At 46.3% G+C, this 18,280-nt stretch carries 17 protein-coding genes; 8 read left to right on the top strand and 9 right to left on the bottom strand.

Annotated features, from left to right (window positions below; translation table 11 throughout):
• Positions 1-165 precede the first annotated feature (165 nt).
• Positions 166-606, top strand: coding sequence for a CBS domain-containing protein (locus tag BLR32_RS25815; RefSeq protein WP_089836046.1), 441 nt, complete (start codon positions 166-168; stop codon positions 604-606).
• Here BLR32_RS25815 and BLR32_RS25810 read toward each other — a convergent pair.
• The 3 genes from BLR32_RS25810 to BLR32_RS25800 are packed head-to-tail and all read right to left on the bottom strand — an operon-like array spanning position 603 to position 4,548.
• Positions 603-3,020: a TonB-dependent receptor gene (locus tag BLR32_RS25810; RefSeq protein ID WP_089836044.1), complete on the bottom strand. Its 2,418-nt coding sequence runs from the start codon at positions 3,018-3,020 to the stop codon at positions 603-605. The two genes, BLR32_RS25815 and BLR32_RS25810, sit on opposite strands and share 4 nt — an antisense overlap.
• Before the next feature lie 4 nt (positions 3,021-3,024).
• A complete protein-coding gene (locus BLR32_RS25805) occupies positions 3,025-3,222 on the bottom strand; it encodes a hypothetical protein (protein ID WP_089836042.1) in 198 nt (65 codons plus the stop codon).
• Between the two features lie 60 nt (positions 3,223-3,282).
• A complete protein-coding gene (locus BLR32_RS25800) occupies positions 3,283-4,548 on the bottom strand; it encodes an aspartate kinase (protein ID WP_089836040.1) in 1,266 nt (421 codons plus the stop codon).
• 174 nt (positions 4,549-4,722) lie between these two features.
• On the opposite strand from BLR32_RS25800, the gene fbp reads away from it, so the two are divergent.
• From fbp to BLR32_RS25775, 5 genes are all read left to right on the top strand, one after another.
• Positions 4,723-5,727, top strand: coding sequence for a class 1 fructose-bisphosphatase (fbp, locus tag BLR32_RS25795; RefSeq protein WP_089836115.1), 1,005 nt, complete (start codon positions 4,723-4,725; stop codon positions 5,725-5,727).
• A gap of 93 nt (positions 5,728-5,820) precedes the next feature.
• On the top strand, positions 5,821-6,351 hold the full coding sequence (locus BLR32_RS25790; RefSeq protein ID WP_089836038.1) for a CAP domain-containing protein: 531 nt from the start codon (positions 5,821-5,823) through the stop codon (positions 6,349-6,351).
• 161 nt (positions 6,352-6,512) lie between these two features.
• A complete protein-coding gene (locus tag BLR32_RS25785; protein ID WP_089836036.1) occupies positions 6,513-7,277 on the top strand; it encodes an ABC transporter ATP-binding protein in 765 nt (254 codons plus the stop codon).
• Positions 7,278-7,654: 377 nt separating this feature from the next.
• On the top strand, positions 7,655-8,191 hold the full coding sequence (locus tag BLR32_RS25780; protein ID WP_089836034.1) for a YfiT family bacillithiol transferase: 537 nt from the start codon (positions 7,655-7,657) through the stop codon (positions 8,189-8,191).
• Between the two features lie 19 nt (positions 8,192-8,210).
• Positions 8,211-8,768, top strand: coding sequence for an NUDIX hydrolase (locus BLR32_RS25775; RefSeq protein ID WP_089836032.1), 558 nt, complete (start codon positions 8,211-8,213; stop codon positions 8,766-8,768).
• 196 nt (positions 8,769-8,964) lie between these two features.
• On the opposite strand, the gene BLR32_RS25770 is transcribed toward BLR32_RS25775, so the two are convergent.
• The 3 genes from BLR32_RS25770 to BLR32_RS25760 form a co-directional block, all read right to left on the bottom strand.
• On the bottom strand, positions 8,965-10,251 hold the full coding sequence (locus BLR32_RS25770) for a bifunctional folylpolyglutamate synthase/dihydrofolate synthase (protein ID WP_089836031.1): 1,287 nt from the start codon (positions 10,249-10,251) through the stop codon (positions 8,965-8,967).
• Positions 10,252-10,332: 81 nt separating this feature from the next.
• Positions 10,333-11,802, bottom strand: coding sequence for a DUF5723 family protein (locus BLR32_RS25765; RefSeq protein ID WP_143011593.1), 1,470 nt, complete (start codon positions 11,800-11,802; stop codon positions 10,333-10,335).
• A 128-nt stretch (positions 11,803-11,930) separates the two neighbouring features.
• Entirely contained in the window at positions 11,931-12,806 is an 876-nt protein-coding gene (locus BLR32_RS25760) for a hypothetical protein (protein WP_089836026.1), read from the bottom strand.
• Positions 12,807-12,956: 150 nt separating this feature from the next.
• Here BLR32_RS25760 and BLR32_RS25755 point away from each other — a divergent pair, with 150 nt between their 5' ends.
• Positions 12,957-14,201 carry an MFS transporter gene (locus tag BLR32_RS25755; RefSeq protein WP_089836024.1) on the top strand — a complete coding sequence of 415 codons (1,245 nt, stop codon included), beginning with the start codon at positions 12,957-12,959 and terminating at the stop codon, positions 14,199-14,201.
• Positions 14,202-14,474: 273 nt separating this feature from the next.
• On the opposite strand, the gene BLR32_RS25750 is transcribed toward BLR32_RS25755, so the two are convergent.
• From BLR32_RS25750 to BLR32_RS25740, 3 genes are all read right to left on the bottom strand, one after another.
• A complete protein-coding gene (locus BLR32_RS25750; RefSeq protein WP_176842431.1) occupies positions 14,475-15,776 on the bottom strand; it encodes a radical SAM family protein in 1,302 nt (433 codons plus the stop codon).
• 46 nt (positions 15,777-15,822) lie between these two features.
• Positions 15,823-16,413 (bottom strand): hypothetical protein, encoded by a 591-nt coding sequence (locus BLR32_RS25745; RefSeq protein WP_143011592.1) that lies wholly within the window; start codon positions 16,411-16,413, stop codon positions 15,823-15,825.
• Positions 16,414-16,506: 93 nt separating this feature from the next.
• Positions 16,507-17,550: an agmatinase family protein gene (locus BLR32_RS25740; protein ID WP_089836020.1), complete on the bottom strand. Its 1,044-nt coding sequence runs from the start codon at positions 17,548-17,550 to the stop codon at positions 16,507-16,509.
• Positions 17,551-17,866: 316 nt separating this feature from the next.
• Here BLR32_RS25740 and BLR32_RS25735 point away from each other — a divergent pair, with 316 nt between their 5' ends.
• Positions 17,867-18,259 (top strand): cytochrome c maturation protein CcmE domain-containing protein, encoded by a 393-nt coding sequence (locus BLR32_RS25735; RefSeq protein WP_089836017.1) that lies wholly within the window; start codon positions 17,867-17,869, stop codon positions 18,257-18,259.
• Positions 18,260-18,280 lie beyond the last annotated feature (21 nt).

Raw genomic sequence — 18,280 nt, 5'->3', positions numbered from 1 at the left:
ATAGTAACATAAAATTGACGAACGATTGCGTAAAGTAATATATTAATATTCTGCATGCAAATTGTGTGGGGAAAATTTATATGACGGAGGCAAATTTTGGCTATAAAAAGCTTAACTTAGGAATAAAGGGTCATTTTCCATTCTTCACACCTAAATTACCTCGTTATGGGAACAGTGCGTGACATCCTTCGGGTGAAAGGCCATGTGGTTTATTCAATCCAGCCAAATGATACCGTATTTGACGCTTTAAGCGTGCTCGTAAACAAAAATGTAGGGGCACTGGTCGTCCTCAGCGAAAACGACAAAGTAGTAGGCATCTTTTCAGAACGTGATTACGCCCGCCGGGTGATCCTCAAAGGCAGGGCATCCAAAGAGACACTGATCAGCGAAATTATGACGGAAAATCCCTTTACGGTTACGGAAGACGATAGTATCCAGGACTGTATGGTAAAAATGACGGATAAACATATCCGCCATTTACCGGTTACAGATGACCAGCATAGACTGGTCGGCATGATTTCCATTGGTGATGTCGTAAAATATGTGATCGATGAACAGCAGTTCATCATCGACAACCTGGAAGGTTACATAAAGGGTACGCGTTAACCGCCTACCCTTTGTTGTTCGCTACCGGCTTCCCTTTCACGGGCTGCCTTGATATTGCTGTTACCAAAATTCCATGTCAGGGCCAGGTTTACGCGCCTGTTCTGCCAGCGGTTGTTGATATACATATCAACGTTGTTAAACTTTGCAGAACCGCGGAATTGTTCCCTGTTGGTAATGTCTGAAACGTTCAGCTTAATGTTCAGCTTTTTGTTCATCAGCTGCTTCTGTACACCTAAGCCAATGGCATAGGATGGTTTTATTTTGTATACCCCCCATACGAACGGACTTTCATAATACGCGTTGATCTCAAATTTCCAGTCGTCCGGTAAAGTGAATGTGTGTGTGGTCTGGTAATTAAAGGCAAAGGTATTAGTAGTCAGGTTGACAGTAGTATCCTTGACATTAAAGTAGTTGTAATTGCCATTGATATTGTTGGTGATATTCCACCACTTGAAGGGATCGATCGGAATAGTCAGTGAGACATTGTACACATAACCGCTTTGGAAATTCCTGTCGTAGTAAGTAGTTACTTTAGTTGTATCGTTCTGTACCATATACTCCAGCACTATGTTTTTGGTCTGCGAGTAAGACAGCGCCATCACGTATTTCTGTTTGAAAGTATAGCTCAGCTCCACCTTATGCGTGTATTCCGGCAGCATGTAAGGATTTCCCTTGAAGTAATTGTATTTGTCGATATAAAACACAAAAGGATTCAGATCGCCGTAATTCGGCCTCGAAATACGCTTTGAATAATTCACCCCGATCTTATGCGATTCATTTATCTTCTGATCTAACGAGAAGCTGGGGAAGAAGTCCAGGTAAGATCTTTTCACATGCGATTGCAGTGTAACAGAATAACCGTCAGACTTTGTTTGTTCCGCGCGCAGACCCAATTGCAGGTCTGTATTATGGATCGTCTTTTTGAAGATGGCATAGGCGGCATAAACATCCTCGGTATAAATGAACTGGTTACTCTGGGTAATGGCGTTCACGTATTTCCCGTTTAGCAGGGAATCATACCTGAGATTATTATCCGTTTTAACAGAGCTGATCTTAAATCCGGTCTCCAGTTTGGTGGTCTTGTTGAATGGCAGCACGAGGTCTGCTTTCACACTTCGGATGGTCACTTCGTTAATGGGTCTGTTGAGGATCGCATGCGTGTTCTTAATGGGGTTTACTACATAATACATGCTGTCGTTCAGCGTCATGTAGTTATTGTCCTTGAATCTTGCCCAGTCGGCATCAAAGCCGATCTCGGTTCCCAAAGTATCCAGCTGGCCTTTATAGTTGAGGTTAAATGAGACATTGGAAAATTTGTTCCTGACATAGGTTCCCGCGTACAGTGTAGAATCCAGCTTACCATTGCTGCTGATAGGCGTGTGGTTGAAGCCGTCCTGGTTGAAGGAGTTGTCATATCCTCTCATCAGTACGCCGATGGTATGTTTGGAATTGAGGAAATAATCCAGTCCTACTTTATAGTTATTGTTCTTGAAATTGCGTCTGTTAAATGCATTTAGTTCAAAGAACTGCGGAACATCTCCCTGGATATGACGCGCCAGATAACGGGTCTGGAAGAAGCCTCTGCTACCGTTGTTGTAGTTACCGAAAGCGTTGAACTTTTCTGTCCGCCAGTTCAGGTTAATGCCTGCATTGTAGAAGCCATATTTACCGGCGCCTGCACCCAGGTTAATGGAACCATTGATACCGGTGATCACCGTTTTCTTGGTCTTGATATTAATGATCCCGCTTTTACCCGCGGCGTCATATTTGGCGGAAGGACTGGTAATGATTTCGATGGTAGCGATATTTTCCGCAGGAAGGCTTCTCAGCAGGTTAGCCAGCTGTTCGCCGGAAAGGTAGGTCAGTTTACCATCCAGCATGATGGTAGCGCCCTGATTACCCTGCAGGATGACGTTATCGTCTTTGTCTATCTGCACACCTGGTGCCCTTTTTAAGACGTCCAGGGCAGTACCGCCGGAAGCAGCCAGGCTGCTTTCTACGTTTAGTACAGTAGCGCCATTCTTTCTTTCAATGAAAGGCTTCTGAGCGGTAACATTCACTGCCTGCAATGTTTTGCTGGCTGGCGACAGACTTAAAGTGGGTAGTTGCACCAGCTTGTGGCTGGCATCAATGGAGAAGGCCGATGTACTGGCGGATGTATAGCCCATTAAAGTGGCTTCGATAAAATACCTGCCCTCGGTAACCTTATCGAAGGTGCAGCTTCCATCCTGGGAGCTAAGTTCTCCCTTTACCAGGGAGGAGTCCTTTACCTGACGTAGCAATACGTTTGTAAAGGGTAGGGGTTGCCCGTTTGTTTCTGTTGTTTTGACGGTGATTTTTCCCGAAACATTCTGGGCATAAATGGTCCCCGTTCCGGCAATAGCCAGGAACATAATAAGCAGAATTCTTTTCATAAGTTCAGATCTCAGAGTGATGGCATGGCTGTGTCTTAACTGGCGCTACCCACTCTTGCCCTATGCTGAGCAGGTAGAAAGGAAGCATCTCAGGGGTGTTACCTGTAGGTTCCGTTCTCAGTTGATGCAAAGCCCTGCCCTCCAGTACAATAATGGCAAGGATACCCAGGGTTATGACGACGATGATGGATACCTTTTTCATGCAGGTTGTTTTTAAAATAGACGACCGGGTACAGAAAAGGTTGCAAAAAGGTATGAAAAATTATTTCAGCAGGCGTTGAATTGTGATGAGTGATCTTTGTTCCAAAAGCACGGTTCTGTCTTTACTCAGTTCTTCCAGCAGGCCATCCTGGTTATAACGTACGGTCAGTAATTCCAAACCTTCGTTATATGAGATTTTAAAGTCATTGTGCAGCTCCTTCATCAATTGCTCGATCTTTTCCGCGTTATTATCGACACAGCAGGAGAAACTGATAGCTGCATTCTGCATTAAATTTATCTTGATCTTCAGCTTGTGGAAGCGCTCGTAAACGTCACTGATACGGTCTTCTGTAATGAAATCGAAGTTACGGGAAGTGATAGTGAGTAGTACCTGATTTTTCTTCAATACTATGATGGGCGGTAACTGCTTTGCGTCGGTTTCTTCCTTAATGACGGTGCCCGGCAGATCTTTGTTCAGAAAGCTCTTTACATAGAGGGGAATCTGTTTGTTCTGCAGCGGTTTGATCGTCTTGGGATGGATCACCTGCGCGCCGTAATACGCCATTTCAATCACCTCGCTGTAGGTGATCTCGGGGATATTGATCGTATTGGGAAATAATTTAGGGTCCGCGTTTTTCAGGCCTTCCACATCTTTCCAGATAGTCTGGCTTTCCGCATTCAGCAGGTTGGCAAATACGGCTGCGGAATAGTCACTGCCTTCACGGCCCAGAGTCACGCTTTCATTCTGGTCGGTACTGCCTATAAAGCCCTGGGTGATCACAATATTGTTATGCTTAAAGACCGGTAACACCTTCTCCTGCACATTCTGGCCGGTTATTGTCCAGTCGATATTGGCATCGCGGAAGGTATCGTCCGTGCGAAATACATCCCGTACATCCATCCATACGTTGTTTACGCCCGCCAGGTTGAAATAGGCGCTGACGATGGCAGTACTGAGCAGTTCACCCAGGCTCACCAGCTGGTCGTAATAGTAGTCGTAAGTACGGTTCGGCTTTTCTCCCAGGGTCCATTCAGCCTCAGTAAAGAATTGCTGTAACTGGGTGAATACAGGGTTGTCGCGGGTACCCAGCAGCTTATCCGCAACTTCGAGGTGCTGCTGCTCAATGTTATACAACAGCTGGGAGGCTATTTCACGTTTACGCAGATAGAAGTTCCGGGCGACCTTTTCCAGTTCATTCGTCGTCTTACCCATGGCCGATATAACGATCAGGATCTGCTGGTCCGGGAATGACTGTACGATGGCTGCAACCTGTTGAATTCGTTCAACACTTTCTAAACTTGCACCGCCAAATTTGAAAACCTTCATATATGCTTGAATCTTCCGTGAAAAAAATACGGGGCAAAGTAAGACAACTTTAAATTTGTTTTAAAATTTGTTTGCCTGAAAATGACAGTTCCATTAAAATAGCGCCTGTTTCGGTAAATTAGAGGAAGAATGCATGTGGCAGCTCACAGTTATGAGAAAACTAATCCATTATACATGAACAGAAAAGTAATGACCCTGGACGAATTTACTATCCAGGAGCTTAGGAATTACCCCGGTGCAACAGGACAACTATCTGGTTTACTGCGTGATATAGGTCTGGCCGCGAAGCGGGTCAATGTAGAGGTCAACAAGGCTGGTATTGCCGATATCCTCGGTGATGTAGGAAAGACCAATGTACAGGGGGAATCGGTCAAGAAACTGGACGAATTCGCCAATGATCAGTTCATCAGCTCCCTGCGTAGCAGCATCTATTGCTGCGGCGTAGCATCGGAAGAAGAAGAGAACTTCATCGCGTTTGATGACGAGTACTCAAAAAACTCTAAGTACGTCGTGTTGCTGGACCCTCTGGATGGATCGGGCAATATTGACGTGAATGTGTCTATCGGCACCATCTTTTCCGTATATCGCCGGCTTACGTCAACAGGCAGTGTCTGTGAACTGGAAGACTTCCTGCAGCCGGGTTATGTGCAGATCGCTGCAGGATATGTCATCTACGGTTCTTCTACCATGCTGGTATATGCTACCCGGCGTAGTGTACAGGGCTTTACCCTCGATCCTTCCATCGGAGAGTTCTGCCTGTCGCATCCTAATCTGAAATGCCCTCCGGAAAGCGATATCTTTTCTGTCAATATCGGTTACTACCATCTGTACGAGGATAAGATCCGTAAGGCGATTGACTATTTCCTGGCTAAGACTGAACATGACAAGATCTACCGTCACCGTTTTGTAGGGTGTATGGTTGCGGAGGTACATCGTACCCTGATCCAGGGAGGTATTTTCATGTATCCTGCTTTTGGAAAATATGCAGGGGGGCGTTTGCGTTTATGTTATGAGTGCAACCCCATGTCCTTCATCATGGAAAAAGCTGGTGGACTGGCAATGGCGACTGGTAAACAACGTCTTCTGGAGCTGAAGCCATCCAAATTACACCAGCGGGTACCTGTCTTTTTAGGGTCGAAAAACATGATGGATGTATGGCAGCGAATAGTAAATAGTTAGTAAAAAAGTGAAATATGAGCTTTTGGTATAACTATTGCTAAACCAGCACTGGTTATATTTGTCTAATTTTAATTTATTACCATACACACTACTATGACCCGGAAGCTCACATTTACCGTATTTTTATTCGCTTTGACCTTTCATTTGCTCGTATTTTCCTGTTCAAGGTCGGCCGTGCCTGCCAAAACTACGCCTGTTAAGGGGAATCCTCCTACGGCGGTAGGTGAGGAGCCCACCGGATCAGGAGACGCCAAACTGATAAAGGATATTCTTTACTACACGAATGAGTTCAGGGCATCGAAAGGATTGCCGCCACTGAAACTGGAATCGTATTGTTCACTGCTGGCACAGAAGCATAGCGAGAACATGGCGTCCGGGAAGGTGCCTTTTGGACATGACCAGTTTGAGATTCGTAATGACGCTGTGACACTGAAGTTCCATGGGGTGTCTGGTGTTGGTGAAAATGTCGCCTATGGTACCCTGGATGCGAAAGGCGTGGTTGATGGGTGGATTAAGAGTCCTGGCCACCGCCGGAATATGCTGGGAGATTTCAATATGATCGGTATTGGAGCTGCGCCTAAAGGAAGGATTACTTACTTTACGCAGTTTTTTGTTAAGAAATAAGCCGTAGGCTTGATTTAAGCGCCCTTTTCATCCTGGATTCGTTTTGGGTCCGGAGGAAAAGGGCGGTTTTATTTATGTCATAATCCTTTGTTTTATCGTCACAAAGGTGCTTTTTACCTTATGGGCTTGCAGCCTGTCGCTATTTGCATTAATTTAGACGCATGGAAAAGAGGAAGATTATTGAAGTAAAAGACCTGGTTAAGACATACGGCGATTTTACGGCAGTTAAAGGCATCAGCTTTGATGTATATGAAAATGAGATCTTCGGATTGTTAGGTCCCAACGGGGCTGGTAAATCCACCACCCTTGAGATCATTGAGACCCTCCGGGATAAGACCTCAGGTACAGTGATCGTAGATGGTATCGATCTCGACAAAGACCCCGAATCCATTAAAAAGCTGATAGGGGTACAGCTACAGAGCTCCGGTTATTATCCAAGGCTCAATCTGACAGAGCTGATCACCCTATTCTGCGGCTTGTATAATCACGATGTGAACCCGAAAGAACTGCTCGCCGCTTTCAACCTCGAGGATAAGGCTAAAGCCTATTTCAAAGACCTCTCCGGCGGACAAAAACAGCGGTTTTCTATTGCTACAACGCTTATCAATAAGCCTAAGATCATTTTCCTGGATGAACCTACTACCGGTCTGGACCCTCAGGCTAGACGCAACCTTTGGGATCTGATCCTGGAAGTACGTTCAAAAGGCACTACGGTTGTTATTACCACCCACTATATGGATGAAGCTGAATTCCTCTGCGATCGCTGCGCTATCGTGGATAGCGGAAAGATCATTGCGCTGGAATCTCCTGATACCCTCATCGATCAGCTGGTGGCAGGTGGCTTTGAGCGGAAGAAAGAAGTGAAAAAGGCGAACCTGGAAGATGTGTTTATTCATATGACAGGGAAGGGGTTGAGAGAAGAATAGAGGATAGCACTTTTGCAATTACCTGGACGCCTGATCAATATGACTCCGTAGGAGTCCTGCTCTTTGTCGCCCCGGGTTGCAACGCCCCGGGACAAAAATATAACATGGGTGCAACCGCCCACGGACCGAGGGACAGTGATATTCGATTGTGGGTAGCCATCGGGGAGAATTGATTCGGGATAAATGATTGTAGGTGATGGTTCGGATAACGGTTACAGATAATAATTCCAGATAGTGATAGCGGGTATGACTCTGGATGGTGATTACAAATGACGATTCCAGATGATGGTGGGTAATGACTCCGGATGTGATTGCAAATGTTGATTCCGGATTTTTTGATTCATGAATGATCAGTTTTAATTCCTAATATTTAGATAATGGATCTTGAGCAATTAAAATATCCTATTGGAAAATTTGAGGCGCCTGCTGAAATCAGCGCCTCCGTACTTAAGGGGTATATCAATGACATCAAATATTTGCCTTCGCTGGTGGAAATAGCCGTTCAGACATTGGATGCTGCACAACTGGCAACACCTTACAGGCCTGATGGCTGGACAGTAGCGCAGGTAGTGCATCACCTGGTAGATAGTCATACCAACGCAATGACACGTTTTAAGTGGGCATTGACAGAAGATAATCCAACTATCAAAGCATACAATGAAGCTGCCTGGGCACAGCTGCCGGATGTGGCAAAAACGCCGATCAATGTATCACTGACTTTACTACACGCTTTACATACCCGCTGGGTGAACCTGCTGGAAAACCTGACAGACGAGCAATGGCAACGTACCTTTGTTCATCCTGAAAGCGGAAAGACCCTCGTATTAAAGAGTGTTGCCGGCACTTATTCATGGCATGGTAAACATCACCTGGCACATATAGAAAGACTGAAGGAGAGAAACAACTGGAAATAAATCATTAAACAGACGGATTATGTCATCGTTAGAGTGGAAGACCTTAAGTTCGGAATACATTTACAAAAGCAATTGGTTAACAGCACGGAAAGATACATGTGAAACGCCCAGCGGAAAGATTGTTGACGCTTACTATGTACTCGAATACAACGACTGGGTGAACTGTGTAGCAGTAACAGCCGATGGACGTATCGTGATGGTGAGACAATTCAGACAGGGCATTGGAAAGACTTTACTGGAAATCCCTGGTGGCACCATGGATGATACAGATCCTAATCCGGAGTTTGCCATGCGCAGGGAGTTACTGGAAGAAACAGGATATGATTTTGAAAAGCTGATCCCTTTAGGCGCAGTAGCACCGAATCCCGCATCCAGCAACAATCTCACACACATGTTCCTGGCTACCGGTGGCAGGAAAGTACAGGATCAGGACCTGGATGAGAATGAAGAGATCGAAGTGGTGTTGATGGATCTGGAAGATGTGGAAACGCTGATAAAGGAAAATAAGATCATGCAAAGTCTGCACGTAACGTGCCTGTTCTATGCGCTGTTGAAGTTGAAGGAGTTGAAGTTGTAATTAATAGACTGATTAGCAAATGGATTAAATAATCAATTTGATCAATTGAATGAATGTTTGATTGACAACTTGATGAACTGATATATCAACAGATTGATAATAACGTTAATTGACTTCTTTATAACAATAAGGGCGCATCACATTCTGATGCGCCCTTATTGTTATAAATCGGGTAAGTCAGTTTAATGGTAAGTTATCACATCACCTCCGCTACAACAAAGAAACTTCCACACACCAGCACAATATCCTCCTTATGCGCATTTTGTCTCGCAGCCTGATACGCCTGTTGCACCGTCGGATAATCATGCCCACGCAATCCATGCTGGTGCGCTGCTTCCGCGAGTTCTTTCTCATCCATGGCCCGTGGTATCTGCGCCTTACAGAAATAATAAGTTGCTGCAGGTGGGAATAGTGGTAATACTTTACTCACTTCTTTATCCTTCACAAAACCGGTCACAATATGCAGGTGCCGGTATACCATATGTTCAAGTTGCTGAACAACTTCAGTAATTCCCGCCTGGTTATGTCCTACGTCAAAGATCGTCAGCGGGTCACGGGAAATAATCTCCCAGCGGCCACGTAAACCGGTTAGTTTTTTAACATGCGACAGGGCCGTCATCACCGTCTGTTCAGGCAATTCCCAACCTGCATGCTGTAAGATTTTCACCGCCGATAGAACGCCCATAATGTTCTTCATCTGGTACTGGCCGGTAAGATCTGTATTGATAGTTTTAAGATCACCGTTATGGCTATGCTGTAATCCTAATTTGAGACGTCCTTCTGAAAACTCGGACTGCTGCACCAGCCATTCCTGGTCTGCAAAATGAATGGGCGCGCCGAGTGCTTTGGCTTTGTCGGTAAATACTGACTCTACCTCAGACTGTGTTTCAGAGATCACCACTGGCACACCTGCCTTGATAATACCTGCTTTTTCAGAAGCAATTTCCGGCAGGGTATTACCGAGTATCTGCATGTGGTCATAGCTGATATTCGTGATGACAGACAGCTCAGGAGTGATGACATTGGTACTGTCAAGTCTACCGCCAAGGCCTACTTCGATAATAGCCACATCTACCTGTTCCAGTGCAAAGTACTGGAAAGCCATTGCCACGGTCAGTTCGAAAAACGAAGGTTCGAGCGATTCGATGGTGGGTTTGAGCTGCTCTACAAACTCAGTAACAAAGGTAGTTGGCACCATTTCTCCGTTGATGCGGATCCTCTCGCGGAAGTCGAGGAGGTGAGGAGAGGTATATAACCCCGTTTTATAGCCAGCCTGCTGGAAGATCGCTGCCAGCATATGGCTGGTAGAACCTTTGCCATTAGTCCCTGCTATATGAATGGATTTGAATTGGTGCTGGGGATCGCCCAGTTGTTTGCATAATTCGATCGTATTATGCAGGTCCTTTTTAAAGGCGCTGGCGCCTACCCGGGTGAACATGGGTAGCCGCTGATACAGATATTCTAGCGTTTCCTGGTAGCTCATATACTAAAAGTGATGCCGGAACAAAGTTATTTGTTCCGGCATCCAAATGTAAATCAACCAGGAAAATTATCGTTAAAATACTTAGAACTGAGCGGCAGGACATCCAATTTTTCCTTCACCCCGCTTGATTGGAATAATACGCAGGGCAATGAAGCCATCCAGACGGTTCTTGTTCTTCTGGAACAGGTTGGACAACATGGTAGATGAACCGATCACCAGCGGTCCCAGGCGAAGGCCGAGACCAGCGTCAAACTGACCATTCCTGTTGACAGACAGCGGCAGGTAGCCACCGATGTAACGGGAATCATAACGAGGCGTTACCTGGAAATAAGACACTACATAAGTTTTGCTCGGATCAAATTTACCAGCGTTCAACGCCATCCGGCCAGCTGCGTTGACGAAGAAGCGGCCATCGATATTATAATCTGCCATGAGGTTTAAGGCCGCAGGCGTATTCATACGGAATTTTTCGGAGGAGGCAACCGGCGTAAAGTAAGTCTGGATACGGCGATAATAATGCTGCCAGCTTTCGCCATTACGGAGACGGAGATCATCCGGATTGACATCTGTTGTACGCAGGTCCAGGTCAGTAACATTAGGCGCCTTCTTATATGTGATACCACCAAGGTCGGTAATGGACAGGCCTAAACGCAAGCGGTAGTCGTCGGCTTCAGGATTCCACTGTGAATCATCATAAGCGTTGAGGCCATCCATTGATTCACGCCATTCATAAGTAATGCCAACATCCATGCCCAGGCCCATGTTACCAAATACTTTATAGTTGCTCGCATTAGGTCTTTCCCAATTGGCGATCCCTTCACTGTAGCCTACTTTTAACGTACCATCGTTGATCTCACCGCTGGTGCGGGAATTCATCATGAAGGTAGCATTGTCAACCTGCGCATAGCCAGCTGCAACACCTGATAATAATTTCAGGGTAACGCCTCCCTTCAGTACGTTCGATCCATCATCTTTGAGCACACGGGCGTAGGTGAAGCCAAATTCATTCCACCAATGGAAACTACCGTTGGCGATTTCCATATCGTACCGACGCTTTGTAAAGTTTGGATTCGGGAAGTCCTGTGCGAAGAAGTTGGCTACATCAGTAGTCACGTTGCCGCCATTCGCCATAGCGCGTACACGCCAGGTGAAAGCCACTGACTGCAGTTCGTCTATAGAATAGAGCACAGAAGGCATCATCAGGTCTACGTTACCCCAGCCAAACTGTTTGCCGGTACCGGCAGTATCCAGGAAGTAGTCACGGTTTTTTTTCAGTGCTTCCAGTGAATCTGGCGGATGCAGCAGGATGGAGCGTGGGAAACGGATATACGTATTGCCTGCAGCAGCATTAATGCCGGCGATGTTGACATCCCACTTATAATGCGTGCCTGCGGCAGAAGCCGGATTGTTTGGAACACCGTGTATACCGGCGTAGTGGCTATTCGAATATCCCCCTAAAGTAAACTGAGCCTGGGCTTTGAACGACCCCAGTAATGACATAACGATAATAACACATAACAAGTAGGCGGCTCTAAACAGTCTAAATGGCATAAACAGTAATTAGTTGGCAGTTCGGTTTCCCCCCAATAACGCAAAAACCTGGCCGTTTATTGGCGGGCACTACAAAAGAAATAGGAAAAGACAGTTAGTCTTTTCCTATGCAAATATATTTAAATATATTATTGTACTTTAAAATAAAATCTTATAAGTGCGAATTGCACCTCAGGAGCATCGTCGTTAACGTTGTATTTTAACTGGGTAGCCGCTCTTTTGGCGATTTCTATCAGACGGGAATTATTCAGTGTGGAGCCTTTCAGGGAGTGGGAGGCTGCGATCACATTGCCCTGTCTGTCCACCTTGATATTGATGGCTATATAACCCGATTCATCACCGTCGTAGGTGAGAGAGGGTTTACTCAGCAGGGTACGTCCGTTGAGGCGGAAATCTGAACGTCCGCCACCGGTATAACCGCCGCCGTCAGGATTACCATTGATCTGTCCGCGGTCGCCGGGTTTGCCGGTATTGCCTTCCCCGGTAGAGTTGTTACTGCTCTGGGCATTGTTACCACTGTTGTTGCTGCTGGAGCTTCCACCGCTATATACGGCTTTAGGCTTTGGCGAAGGAGGTACAGGCGCCGGAGGATTATCTGAATTCTTTTTAGGCGGTGTTTTGGAAGGTTGCGGCTCCAGGTTTTTAGGTGTTTCCCTTGGTTTCTCTACCGGTTTTTCCGGTTTGGTGATCTCAGGGGCGTCTTCATTGTCCTGGGTAGCGATATCTTCCTGTGTAGCATTGTCAGCAGAAGGTACAGGCTCATTCTGCGGGGTGGAAGCGCTGGCTTCACCGCTGCTGGGTGGATTTGGGTTGAGAGGCTGTTCTTCTCCCATACCTTCATCCGAAGTACCGAGATTTACCTCCATACCAAGATCCTGATCCGGTAATGGGGGCGGGGCAGAGAAGCCTGCCAGCAGCAGCACAACTAACACCAATGCGTGTACGGCAATCGTGGCGCCGGCTGCTTTTAAATTCTTTTCTGTATTGTCTTCTTTTTTCGGCATATACCAAAAGTAAGAATATTTTTTAAAGTGTACATCGTCCGCCTGTACTGGAATGTAGCTTTATTACCTTAATAACTGTTTTCCAGTTAGAATTATTATTGCGGGCATCGGGTTTATTGAAGTACTTTTGTGTAGCCTTAGAGTTTTACGATGTCACTCATTTTTTCTCTGTATAGAAAAGCGTATGCCGGTCTATCTCCTTCTACCTGGTTATTGGCGGTTGTTTTATTGATCAATCGCAGTGGTGCGATGGCAATTCCTTTCATGACGGTTTACCTCACCCAAAAATTACACTTCTCTGTACAGGAAGCGGGGATGGTGATGGCCTGTTTTGGTATGGGCGCCATCTGTGGTTCGTTTATCGGTGGAAGGTTGTCTGACAGGATTGGTTTTTACCCTGTACAGTTCTGGAGTTTGTTAATGCAGGGATTGATCTTCCTGGTGCTGGGACAGATGCAGACATTGCCACAGTTCTGTGTCTGCATATTCATACTCAGCTGTGTGGGCGACACTTTCAGACCAGCTAACGTAGCGGCTACTGCTTATTACAGCTCTGTTGAGAACCGCACACGTTCTTACTCGCTGAACAGGCTGGCTTCTAACCTTGGATGGTCTGTAGGGCCTGCATTAGGCGGTATACTGGCAGGATATAGTTATCATCTGCTGTTCTGGGTAGATGGTCTGACCTGTATTATCGCGGTGACGGTGATGCGTTTCCTGCTGCCTCCTGTAAAGGCGAAACCGGTAACTAAGGCAACGCCGGATTGTACGATAACACCCGGTGCGCCTTCTGTCTATAAAGACTGGGTTTATATTGCTTTTATCTCACTGATCACCATATTCACGACAGGCTTTCTGCAGTTGTCCACGATGGTGCCTTTATACCTGAAGTCCATCGTGCATATGAAGGAAGCACATATTGGTATGCTGATGGGATTGAACGGATTGATCGTGGCATTTATTGAGATGATCCTGGTGTATAAACTGGAAGGAAAGATGCATAGTCTGCAATACATTACACGGGGTGTGCTGCTGGCAGGATTGGGCTACCTGAGCTTTAATCTGCTGCCTCCTGTTGCGGCTGCAGGTTTGTTCTTTATCCTGATGTTTACGGCAGGAGAGATGTTGAGCATTCCTTTTATGAACTCCTTCTTTGTGCAGCGGAGTGCTGACCATAACCGCGGACAATACGCAGGTTTATATACTATGGCGTTTTCGATTTCGAGCGTCTGTGCACCTACAATAGGGGCTTACATGGTTGGGCACTTCGGATTTTCCACCTGGTGGTATTGCACCGCAATCCTGTGCATGAGCACAGGCGCTGGCTTTTATTTCCTGTATAAGAAGGTGGTGACTGATAGCGTTACGACTGTGTTACAGAAGCTCCCCGATTAATAACATATGTCGACTTTCTTCGGATTCTCATACGGTATTTTTCGCTGCATTCAACTCCGGCAGGAGTTGCATTGTTTATAGCCCGGGTGCAACCCGGGGTAATGATATAACCCCAAGATAACGCAATCGGGGAACATGATACAACCCAGCACATAATGCAACCCAGGGAAATGATATACCCCGGAACATAACACAATCCGGGAGAATATAATGTACCCCGAATTACGTTATACCCCGGGGTATCGTGCAATCGCACCCCACGGAAATATTCAATTAATAATGTGCGAAATCCTGGGTATAATCACCCTTGATCCTTTCCATTGGAGGATTGAAATAACCATATTTCAGGTGAGGGAATTCCTCCCGGATCAGTTCCTGTAACTGTTTAATACCCAGGCAATCACCTACTTCGGTTACACCGAGGCGGCCAAGGTACCAGTCAGGATCGATATTGAAGTTCCTCCACTGGATCATCTGGAGGTCGGTTTCTTTGATCAGTTTACGCAGCGCTTCATATTCATCTACGCTATCGGTCATACCCGGGAAGGTGAAATAGTTGATGCTCGTCCATCCACCGAATTCACGCACCACTTTCAGGCTCTCGATGATATCTTCAAACACATAGTTGTTCGGACGGTAGTAAGGCGTATAGAATTTCTCCTGCGCTGAGTTGGTACTTACGCGGATGCTGTTCAGACCTGCCTTACAGAGCTCGCGTACTGCATCAGGCTTGCTACCGTTGGTGTTGATATTGATACTTCCCTTAGGGGTATGTTTACGTATTTCGATGATGGAATCGCGGATCGTTTCCCACATCAGCAGCGGTTCTCCTTCGCAGCCCTGTCCGAAGCTGACGATAGGGAAAGGCGCTGTTTCCAGGTGAGGAACGGTATATTCCACGATCTCTTCTGCTGTAGGCTTGAAACGCAGACGGTCCTGTGTGGAGACGATCGTTTCTTCTTCCGGCTGGAAGGAGATACAACCGATACAGTTGGCGTTGCAGGCGGGTGAAGAAGGGATCGGACATTCCCAGCGACCCATAAAGTAGTTACGGGCAGCAGGACAATGATATGTCAGCGCACAGTTGTCGGCCAGGTGTTGTACCAGGCGGTTGTGCGGATAGGCTTCCATCAATTGTTTTACGCCCTGTTTTACCTTTTTGTCGTCGAAGCCGGCACATTCCTGGCGGATGTCCTCTTCGATACGGGTAGCAGGTACGTAGAATTTCCCGTCCAGCCAGCCTACTGCGGTATAGCAGAACAGCGGGAGGGTAGGTGCATCCGGCATGGTTTCATACGCAGCCAGGTAATAGCCTGTATGTGCCGGAGGAATGAAGGCAGCTACTGCCCATCCTTTATCACAGAGTTCCATATCGCCGGTTTTGGCGTTGATACCAATACCACGGCGACCGGGCAATTCATACAGAGAACCGCCATCAGGCAGTTCTATCCACTCGTCCAGCTCAATAGGCCATGCGTCCCAGCCACTACGGCCGGTAGAGTGCATGGTCGTATCTTCAAAGATGTTGCCTTTCCCGTCAGAGTAAAGGATGTATGGAGACTGTTTCAGTTTCAAATGATCAAATCGTTTCTTGTTGAATTGGTAATATTCCCTTGCTTTATCAGAGTCGGCTTCTGAAAAATGCGTTCATTTCTTCCGTCGTAACGGCGCCTGTTTCGTCCAGTACTTCAAGCTGCAATACTTTATTGTTTTTGAAGTCTACTGTGAGCAGGTCATTCCGCAAAATTACGTTATTCAGTTGGTTCCAGCTAACCAGCTTGTCAGAAAAGGTACCCGGCAGCAGTACGCCCATCATGTCTATCTTCACAAAGCAGGGCTGGAAGATCTTGTATTCGGCCCATCCGATATAGGCAGAAGCGATACCTGTCAGGAACAGCAGCACAGCGATCAGCGGTTGCATATGGCTCAGGAAGTAGAGGCAGCCGGTCAGGCTCACAAAGGCCTGCACCATGCGCGCCAGGCTGTTGGCCGACTGTACATTGCGAAAGCGCTTCATGACAAAGGGAAAGGCCAGGCAGCCCAGACCCAGCAGGATAAAAAAGATGGCCATGCCCCAGTTGGGATTGGGGCCATTGTAAACACCTATTCCGTTCATTAAAAACAGGATGCCTGCCAGGCCGTGCATTACCGGTTGCAGACGAAGACGTGTGACTGCATTAGGGTGAAGTATCCGTATCTTATATTGTTTCATATCGTCGTTGATCCGCTATCGGGCTTAAGAATCTTTTATTTATCTGACACTGTCCGGTCGGGAATACACTCAAATCCGGTAGTCAGGCGATTGTTATTTATTGGAACATACCAGCAGGTTACACAATTTGAACAGCACACGTGCGCCTACATTGGCGTCCCATTCATCGTGGGAAGTGCTGACCTCATTCAGATCGAAGCCGATCAGTTTACGGCCGCTTTCTATGATCTTCCTGAAAAGATAGTAAAGCTGTTCTGTTTCGAAACCACCTGCCACAGGTGTACCGGTACGCGGACACAGCTTGGGATCCAGTCCGTCGATGTCAAAGCTGATATATACCTGTTGTGGCAATGCCGCAATGATATCGTCGCAGATCATTTTCCAGGTCTCTCCTTCATACTGACGGGTTTTGATGTCCCTGTCGAAGAAGGTCACCACCTTGCCATTGCTGTTATTGATATAATCTATTTCTTCTTCGCAGTAGTCACGGATGCCGATCTGTACCAGTTTGCTGAGCTGAGGTACTTCTTTGATGGCATTATACATAATGGAAGCATGGGAGTACTGGAAGCCTTCATACCCCTCGCGGAGGTCGCAGTGGGCATCTATCTGTAGTATACCGAAATCACCTTTGTGCTCGCCGATCGCTTTAAAAAAGCCCAGGGGAGTGCTATGATCGCCGCCTACCAGGGCCACCAGTTTGTCACTTCTGAGTAATTCTTTTGTGTGGCGGTACACCCATTCGTTCATGGCAATGGTACCGGTATTTACATCGACGAGCGTTTTCTTAAGGAATTCATTATCACTGACATCGCCGCCTTCGGTGAGGAATTTGAGGTAAAGTTCCGCTTCTTTCCTGAGGTAATCACTGCGCAACAAGAGCTGTTTGTCAATTTCACGCATGAAAAAGCCGGCTTTCCATCCATCTTTCACATCTGCATCGTAGAGATCCACCTGGTGAGAGGCCTTGAAGATCTGTTCGGGGCCCCTGGCCGTGCCATGGGAATAAGAAACCGTTACTTCCCAGGGAACTGGTAATAACACCAGTTTTGCATCTTCCTCAGTTGTAGGCAGCCCGAATATATTGTTAGACAGCAGGCTGACCGAATTGGGATCAAATTGAGATAAATCCGCCATGATAATGTAATTTGATAAAAAGAGGCCACCTCGTAGGCGGTCCGTCGTAGGTGATCGACCGTTTATAAAACGATTTTTCCGGCGCAAAGATAGTAATTTATGAACCACCGACCATGGGATGCACGCACAGTTGGGCTTGCATGGTTATGAGGGGTTTTTATGACAAATATCATGTCTTCTTTTGTGTAAAAAAATGAACTTGAAGTGCATTTTGGTGTAATTTTGCCGTTGATCAAGACTGTATATTGATTGTAAAACAAGGTGTACGACTTTTAACAAAGGAATGCATTAAGGAAGAATCTGAATTATTTGCGATATGAAGAAATCTAACATTATCCTGCTGATACTTATTGCTGTGGCTATAGGAATAATCGTAACGGTAGCAGGCGATTTCAGTACTTATGAGACTTTTGCCACTGCAAGGCAGAAGGAAGGAAAGGAATTCCAGGTAATTGGAAAACTGGATACTACTAAGGTGATGGAATACAATCCGCAGAAAGATGCCAACCTGTTCCGCTTCTATGTAATTGATAAAACAGGAGAAACAAGACCTGTTGTCTTTTATGGTACCAAACCTACTGATTTCGAGAAAGCAGAAAGCGTAGTACTGACCGGTAAAATGTCAAACGGAGAGTTCAAATGCAGCAAGATACTGATGAAATGTCCGTCCAAATATAAGAATGACCAGGTGGCTATGGGCAAAGCTTAGCAGCCGGCCGGAATATCGTGC

The organism is Chitinophaga filiformis (assembly GCF_900102545.1).
GTDB lineage: Bacteria > Bacteroidota > Bacteroidia > Chitinophagales > Chitinophagaceae > Chitinophaga > Chitinophaga filiformis.
The sequence above is the reverse complement of the archived record's forward strand: the minus strand, read 5'-3'. Positions and strand labels throughout refer to the sequence as shown.